Source organism: Nocardia sp. NPDC051911 (assembly GCF_040681035.1).
Classification (GTDB): Bacteria; Actinomycetota; Actinomycetes; order Mycobacteriales; family Mycobacteriaceae; genus Nocardia; species Nocardia sichangensis.
Genome location: NZ_JBFAXY010000002.1, coordinates 359,690 through 366,574 on the forward strand (window position 1 = coordinate 359,690; position 6,885 = coordinate 366,574).

Below are 6,885 nucleotides of genomic sequence, written 5' to 3' on the forward strand. Positions count from 1 at the left end.
GGAGCAGGTCCCGAGATGACGCAAGAAGTGACCGAACGGGTCGAAGCGCTGTTGCCGACGTTGCGCGAACGCGCACAGGAGGCCGAGGACCTGCGGCGCATCCCCGACGAAAGCATGAAGGCGTTGCAGGAGACCGGCTTCTTCCGGTTGCTCCAGCCCAAGCAGTGGGGCGGTCACGCCGCCGATCCGGTGGTCTTCTACGACACCGTGCGCAAGATCGCCGGCGCGTGCGGCTCCACCGGCTGGGTGGCCGGCATTGTCGGCGTGCACAACTGGCACCTCGCGCTGTTCGCGCAGCAGGCGCAGGAGGACGTCTGGGGCGAGGACACCGAAGTGCGGATCTCCTCCTCCTACGCGCCCATGGGCGCGGGCACGGTCGTCGACGGCGGCTACCTCGTCAACGGCGCGTGGGCCTGGTCGTCCGGCTGCGATCACGCCACCTGGGCGGTGCTCGGCGGCCCGGTGATCAAGGACGGCAAGCCGGTGGACTTCGGCAGCTTCCTCATCCCGCGCGACGACTACCGCATCGACGACGTGTGGAACGTGGTCGGCCTGCGCGGCACCGGCTCCAACACCGTCGTGGTGAAGGACGTCTTCGTGCCCTCGCACCGGTTCCTCAGCTTCCGTGCCATGAGCGAACTGAAATCGCCCGGTCTGGAGCAGAATACCGATCCGGTCTACAAGATGCCTTGGGGCACAATCCATCCCACCACCATCTCCACCCCGATCGTCGGCATGGCCTACGGCGCCTACGCGGCGCACGTCGACCACCAGGGCAAGCGGGTGCGCGCGGCCTACGCGGGCGAGAAGGCCAAGGAGGACCCGTTCGCCAAGGTGCGCATAGCGGAGGCCGCCAGCGACATCGACGCCGCGTGGCGGCAGCTGTCGGGCAACGTCGCCGACGAGTACGCACTGCTGGCGGCGGGCAAGGAGATCCCGTTCGACCTGCGCGTGCGGGCGCGGCGCGACCAGGTGCGCGCCACCGGCCGCTCGATCGCCGCGATCGACAAGCTGTTCGAGAGCTCCGGCGCCACCGCACTGGCCAACGGCACACCGCTGCAACGCTTCTGGCGTGACGCGCACGCGGGCCGGGTGCACGCGGCCAACGATCCCGAGCGCGCCTACCTGATGTACGGCACGCACGAGTTCGGCCTGCCCGTCACCGACGGCATGGTCTAGGAGGACGACCGTGACCTCTACCGCGGAACTCACCGCCGAATCGACCTCGCGCTACGCGCAGGTGCGGCCCGATCTGCGGCTGCACTACCACGAGGCGGGCGTCGGCAGCGGGCCGACGATCGTCCTGCTGCACGGCGGCGGGCCTGGCGCGTCCTCCTGGTCGAACTTCGCGCGCAACATCCCGGTACTGGCCGAGCACTTCCACGTGATCGCGGTCGACCAGCCGGGCTACGGCCGCTCGGACAAACCCACCGAGCATCCGCAGTACTTCGTGCACAGCGCCTCGGCGCTGAAGGACCTGCTCGACCACTTGGAGATCACGTCCCGGGTGCACCTGCTGGGCAACTCGCTCGGCGGCGGCGCGGCGGTCCGGTTCGCACTGGACTACCCGGATCGGGCCGGGAAGCTGATCCTGATGGGGCCGGGCGGGCTGAGCACCAACCTGTTCGCGCCCGACCCGACCGAGGGCGTGAAGCTGCTCTCCAAGTTCAATTTCGAGCCGACCAGGGAGAACCTGGAGGCGTTCCTGCGCATCATGGTCTTCGACCAGTCGCTCATCACCGAGGAGCTGATCGACGAGCGGTTCGCCTCGGCGAGCACGCCCGAGGCGCTGGCCGCGACCAGGGCGATGGGCAAGTCGTTCGCCGGCGCGGACTTCGAGAAGGGCATGCTCTGGCGCGACGCCTACAAACTGCGTCAGCCCGTGCTGCTGATCTGGGGCCGGGAGGACCGGGTCAACCCGCTCGACGGCGCGCTGGTGGCGACCAAGGTGATCCCGCGCGCGCAGCTGCACGTCTTCGGTGGCTGCGGGCACTGGGCACAGCTGGAGAAGTTCCACGAATTCAACCGGCTCGCGATCGATTTCCTCGCGGGCGTCAAGGAGAAGTGATGGGCATCCGCTCACTGGGATATCTGCGTATCGAGGCGACCGACATGGCCGCCTGGCGGGAGTACGGCCTGAAGGTCCTCGGCATGGTCGAGGGCAAGGGCACCGACCCCGAAGCGCTGTACTTGCGCATGGACGAGTTCCCGGCCCGGCTGGTGATCGTTCCCGGCGAGAAGGACCGGCTACAGGTCTCGGGCTGGGAGACCGCCAATGCCGAGGAGTTGCAGGACGTCCGCGACCGGCTCGACGCGGCGGGTGTGCCCTACAAGGAGGGCACGGCCACCGAACTGGCCGATCGCCGGGTGTACGAGCTGATCAAGTTCGACGACCCGTCCGGCAACACGCTCGAGGCTTTCCACGGCGCGGCGCTGGAGCATCGCCGGGTCGTCAGTCCATACGGGCACCGGTTCGTCACCGAGGAGCAGGGGCTCGGGCACGTGGTGCTCAGCACCAAGGACGACAAAGCGGCGCTGGAGTTCTACCGCGACGTGCTGGGCTTCCGGCTGCGCGACTCGATGCGGCTGCCACCGCAGATGGTCGGTCGCCCGGCCGACGGCGAGCCCGCCTGGCTGCGCTTCTTCGGCTGCAATCCGCGCCACCACTCGCTGGCGTTCCTGCCCATGGCGACGCCGAGCGGCATTGTGCATCTGATGCTCGAGGTGGAGAACGCCGACGACGTCGGCCTGACCCTGGACCGGGCGCTGCGCAAGAAGGTCAAGATGTCGGCGACGCTCGGACGGCACGTCAACGACAAGATGCTCTCCTTCTACATGAAGACGCCGGGCGGATTCGACGTCGAATTCGGCTGCGAGGGCTTGGAAGTGGACGACCACGACTGGATCGCGCGAGAATCGACCGCGGTGAGCCTGTGGGGCCACGACTTCACCGTCGGGCAACGGCAGCAGTGACCGAGAGGGCGAGCGAAGCGATGACCGCGGACGGATCCGGGATCGATCCACGGCAGTTCCGGAATGTGCTGGGGCAGTTCTGCACCGGCATCACCGTGATCACCACCTTCGACGACGACGGAGTGCCGATCGGCTTCGCGTGCCAGTCTTTCGCCGCCCTCTCCCTCGAACCGCCGCTGGTGCTGTTCTGCCCCACCAAGGCGTCCCGGTCCTGGGCGGCGATCGAGAAATCGGGGCGCTTCTGCGTGAACGTCCTCGCCGAACAGCAGCGCGAACTGTGCGCCCGCTTCGGCTCCCGCGAACCCGACAAGTTCGCCGGCGCCGCCTGGCACACGTCCGACCTGGAACTCCCGGTGCTGGACGAAGCGCTGGCCACCATCGAGTGCAAGGTGGACAACGTCATCGACGGCGGCGACCACTACATCGTGATCGGGCGAGTCCAGACCCTCTCCGAAACCACCACCACCGGCCGCCCCCTGCTGTTCTACCGGGGCCAGTACACCGCCATCGAACCGGAGAAGACCACCCCAGCCCCGTGGCGCGCGGACCTGGAGCACTTCCTCACGACTACGACATTGGACACCTGGTTGTAGCTGGGCGAAGTCCGACCACCGCTACAGTCGAGGGATGTCCTTACAGGGCCGGATCACATCGGACCCCGCGATCTGCCACGGCAAGCCGGTGATACGGGGACTGCGGTATCCCGTCGAGATGATTTTGGATCTACTGGCTTCCGGCATGACCATCGACGATTTGCTCGCCGATCATCCAGACCTCGAGGCCGACGACATCCTCGCCGCATTGGCATACGCGGCCACTGCGGTCAAAAGCAACGCCGACGTGTGCGAACGTCGGCGCGGCAATCCCCGACAACGGCTAACCGCGGATGAGCTCGTCGCAAGGCACTGCCTCTTGCCCAGGGTTGATAGTTTCGCCATGCGTCTGGAGTCCGACATGCTCTTCGGTGAGGGCATGCGTCGCGCCGACCACGGTGCATCGCGGGAGCTACGCGCCCTCGAGGAGGAGTGGCGCGATGTCGACTGAATCCTCGATGCCCGAATCCCTCCGCGACGCTGGTGTCCCCGCATTGCCGAAAGCATCCGCAAGAACCTGTAAGCCACGGGCGCGCCACTGATTCCAGATGCTGAAGTCGGGGGCGTTGTTAGGCAGAAAGCAGGCCACCTGAAGCAGCACCCTTATATCGGACACACGTTCGAGACACGGCGGCAGTCTGGCGACATGCCCGAACTCCCGTGCCGAGACTTTGCACCCACTACTGATATGCGATTTCGGCGGTGGGGTGGCGGCGAGGACCGCCCCTGATGCTCGGCGCCCTCATCGGTCAGTACTTGTAGAAACCCTCTCCGGTGGCGATGCCGAGCTTGCCCTTGTCGATGTAGTTCTCCTTCAACCACTGGGCCAGCCGTTGGGAGTCCTCGTCCTCGTTGTTGACGAGGATGTTGTAAGGCGTGGTCAGCCCGATGATGTCGAGAATGCGGAACGGCCCGGCCGGTGCGCCGGTGCCGATCTGCCAGGTCTTGTCCACCGCTTCGGGATCGGCGTAGCCGCCCGCCGCCAAGTTCATGCCCGCGTTGAGCAACGGCACCAGCAGCGAGTTCAGGACGTAACCGGCCTTCTCCTTGTGGATTTCGATCGGCACCATGCCGATCTTCGAGGCGAAGTCGACCACGGCCTGGTACACGTTCGGGTCGGTGTCGGCGGTGCCCATGATCTCGGCGGTGTTGAAGTGCCACACCTGATTCGCGAAGTGCAGCGCGAGAAATCGGTCCGGGCGGCCGGTGAAGTCTTTGATGGCGCTGGGCAGCAGGGTGGAGGAATTGGTGGCGAAGATGGTGCGCTCCGGTGCGACCTGGCCGAGCTTCTCGTACGTCTGCTGCTTGATGGTCAGCACCTCGGGAATGGCCTCGATGACCAGATCCGCGTCCTGCGCCGCTCGAGCCAGATCGGAAGTCAGCGCGATTCCCGCCGCCGTCTGCTCGGCCTTGCCGTCCCCGCCGCCGGGTACCTGCTCACGGTAGACCGCCACCAGCTTGTCGAGTCGCTCCCTGGCCGCGGTCAGCGCCTTGTCGTCGATGTCGTATGCCGTCACCTCGAAACCGTGGAAGGCCGTCTGGAAGGCGATCTGCGAACCGAGCACCCCGGTGCCGAGGACGGTCACCTTGCGAATGTCGATGGTCATTCGTTTCTCCTCTCGAGACGTTGATGGTGGCGGTGCTCGATGGCCGATATCGTACGTTTACGAGCGGCCGTACAGTTCATCCAGTCCGATCAGCTCGACCTCGCCTTCGCGCTCGGCCCGTTGCAGGTCTTCGCTGAATCCCGCGCCGGAGAAGCAGAGCAGGCGCATTCCGGTGACATCGAATTTCCCGCTCGCGGAGATCAGTTCGCGGATGCGCCGCAGACGGTCCAGATGGCCGAGGCCCATCACCTCGTTCCACTTCGCCTCCCCGATGCCGAGCAGCGGTGGACGGCCGTCCTCGGCGTAACCGACCGCGACGACGTCGACCTCGTGTGTCGTACGGTTCGCCGAATCGTTGACCGTGCCGGACGAAACCTGCACCGGAAGGTCGCCGAGCCGATTTCGGCCGGTGCTTTCCTGGGCGAAAAGCATGGCCCACTCGCGGCAGATTCGCTCGAAGTGCGGACCGATCACGTTGCTGGCGAACCGATGCGATGCCCGCTGCCAGATACGGCTGGTGTCCGTGGCCAAGGTCAGCTGAGGCCAGAACGGCCGCATGATCGCGTGGTAGAAGGTGACCAGCGGTTCGGCGATCCGGAAATCGCTGCGGTTGGCGCGGAACGCGTCGGCCTCGCGGGTGATGAAACCGGCGTCCTCGAGCACAGTCAAGGGGTGCGCCAGCGTGTTCACCGGGCGGCCGACGTGGCCGGCGATGCCACCCCGGCCGGTGTTGCCGGTGGCGATGGCGTTGAGCACGGAGTGATAGAGGGCGCCGTCCCGAAGATCGGGCTCCTCGGCGAGCAGGTACCGCGCCTCCAGGAACATCGGGCTTCCCGGGGACAGAATCGCTCGAACCACCCAATCATCGAAATCCGCGAGATTCGCGGGCGCGTCATAGCGGATCATCTCGGTCCGATACGCCGGTGTTCCGCCCACCACCGAATGCACGAGCAGGGCCAGCCGAGGGTCACTGATCCCCCAGAACTCCGCTGCTCGCCGGTAATTCAAGGTGGCGATGGGCAATTCGAGCGAAGCACGGCCGCGCAGCGGGGCATTTCCCGAAAGCAGGCCACCCATAAAAGACAACGCCGAACCACAGAGCAGCAACCGTGTGCGCGAAGCGGTGCGCTCGGCTCGCCTCGGCGCATACGCTCCCTGAATGATCGACGGCAGCGCTGGATTCGCCCTGACCAGATAGGGAAACTCATCGATCACCACGGGCGTGTTCTTCTCGCGTCCCATGCGAAGCAGCACATCGATCACTTGCCCCCAGTTCGCCGGGGTGAAGGGAGCGACCAGATCGAGGTGGCGGCTGAGCGCCTCCCCGACGGCGGCGAGCGATTCCGCGTCGGTGGCCTCCTGCGCGGAGAAGTAGAAACCGTCGGCGACTTCGCAGACGGCCTCAAGCAGAAAACTTTTACCTTGCCTGCGTCGACCGGAGATCACGCCGAGAGACGCACTCGGGGCGGGATCGTCGATGAACCGGGTCAGTGCCTCCCATTCCCGGTCGCGATCGAAGATGTCGGACGGTTTCCGCACGCGCCCCTCCCAAAAGTAGTGAACTTATGATAACTGTACTACTCTCACCAGCTGGCACATTAGAGCCAAGGCCGCGCAGTTAGCGGGTGGGCTGGGTTTGTCAACCGGCGTGGGATGGTGAGTTGGGACAGCGGAACTGCTGGTAAAGAGGTGTTGTCCGCCAAGACAATTCG

7 protein-coding genes are annotated in these 6,885 nt (G+C 65.9%); 5 read left to right on the top strand and 2 right to left on the bottom strand.

Annotated elements, in window-relative coordinates; genetic code table 11:
* The first annotated feature begins 15 nt into the window (after positions 1–15).
* From hsaA to AB0L97_RS04670, 5 genes are read left to right on the top strand one after another with little or no spacing between them, the layout of a single operon-like run.
* Positions 16–1,179 (top strand): 3-hydroxy-9,10-secoandrosta-1,3,5(10)-triene-9,17-dione monooxygenase oxygenase subunit, encoded by a 1,164-nt coding sequence (hsaA, locus tag AB0L97_RS04650; RefSeq protein ID WP_364425190.1) that lies wholly within the window; start codon positions 16–18, stop codon positions 1,177–1,179.
* Positions 1,180–1,189: 10 nt separating this feature from the next.
* Positions 1,190–2,068 carry a 4,5:9,10-diseco-3-hydroxy-5,9,17-trioxoandrosta-1(10),2-diene-4-oate hydrolase gene (gene hsaD, locus AB0L97_RS04655; RefSeq protein WP_364425192.1) on the top strand — a complete coding sequence of 293 codons (879 nt, stop codon included), beginning with the start codon at positions 1,190–1,192 and terminating at the stop codon, positions 2,066–2,068.
* Positions 2,068–2,973 carry an iron-dependent extradiol dioxygenase HsaC gene (gene hsaC, locus AB0L97_RS04660; RefSeq protein ID WP_364425194.1) on the top strand — a complete coding sequence of 302 codons (906 nt, stop codon included), beginning with the start codon at positions 2,068–2,070 and terminating at the stop codon, positions 2,971–2,973. The genes hsaD and hsaC overlap by 1 nt, the downstream gene beginning before the upstream one ends.
* A gap of 20 nt (positions 2,974–2,993) precedes the next feature.
* Positions 2,994–3,566 (top strand): 3-hydroxy-9,10-secoandrosta-1,3,5(10)-triene-9,17-dione monooxygenase reductase subunit, encoded by a 573-nt coding sequence (gene hsaB / locus AB0L97_RS04665; RefSeq protein ID WP_364425196.1) that lies wholly within the window; start codon positions 2,994–2,996, stop codon positions 3,564–3,566.
* A 34-nt stretch (positions 3,567–3,600) separates the two neighbouring features.
* A complete protein-coding gene (locus AB0L97_RS04670; RefSeq protein WP_364425199.1) occupies positions 3,601–4,017 on the top strand; it encodes a DUF433 domain-containing protein in 417 nt (138 codons plus the stop codon).
* A gap of 298 nt (positions 4,018–4,315) precedes the next feature.
* On the opposite strand, the gene AB0L97_RS04675 is transcribed toward AB0L97_RS04670, so the two are convergent.
* Positions 4,316–5,173 (bottom strand): 3-hydroxyacyl-CoA dehydrogenase, encoded by an 858-nt coding sequence (locus tag AB0L97_RS04675; protein WP_364425201.1) that lies wholly within the window; start codon positions 5,171–5,173, stop codon positions 4,316–4,318.
* Positions 5,174–5,230: 57 nt separating this feature from the next.
* Positions 5,231–6,712 (bottom strand): ATP-binding protein, encoded by a 1,482-nt coding sequence (locus AB0L97_RS04680; RefSeq protein WP_364425203.1) that lies wholly within the window; start codon positions 6,710–6,712, stop codon positions 5,231–5,233.
* Between the last annotated feature and the right edge of the window lie 173 nt (positions 6,713–6,885).

What these genes read in the sequence shown, in the direction of transcription:
- hsaB (WP_364425196.1), top strand. Translation starts at nt 2,994, where the DNA reads ATGACCGCGGACGGATCCGGGATCGATCCACGGCAGTTCCGGAATGTG.
- hsaC (WP_364425194.1), top strand. Translation starts at nt 2,068, where the DNA reads ATGGGCATCCGCTCACTGGGATATCTGCGTATCGAGGCGACCGACATG.
- hsaA (WP_364425190.1), top strand. Translation starts at nt 16, where the DNA reads ATGACGCAAGAAGTGACCGAACGGGTCGAAGCGCTGTTGCCGACGTTG.
- AB0L97_RS04670 (WP_364425199.1), top strand. Translation starts at nt 3,601, where the DNA reads ATGTCCTTACAGGGCCGGATCACATCGGACCCCGCGATCTGCCACGGC.
- AB0L97_RS04675 (WP_364425201.1), bottom strand. Translation starts at nt 5,173, where the DNA reads ATGACCATCGACATTCGCAAGGTGACCGTCCTCGGCACCGGGGTGCTC.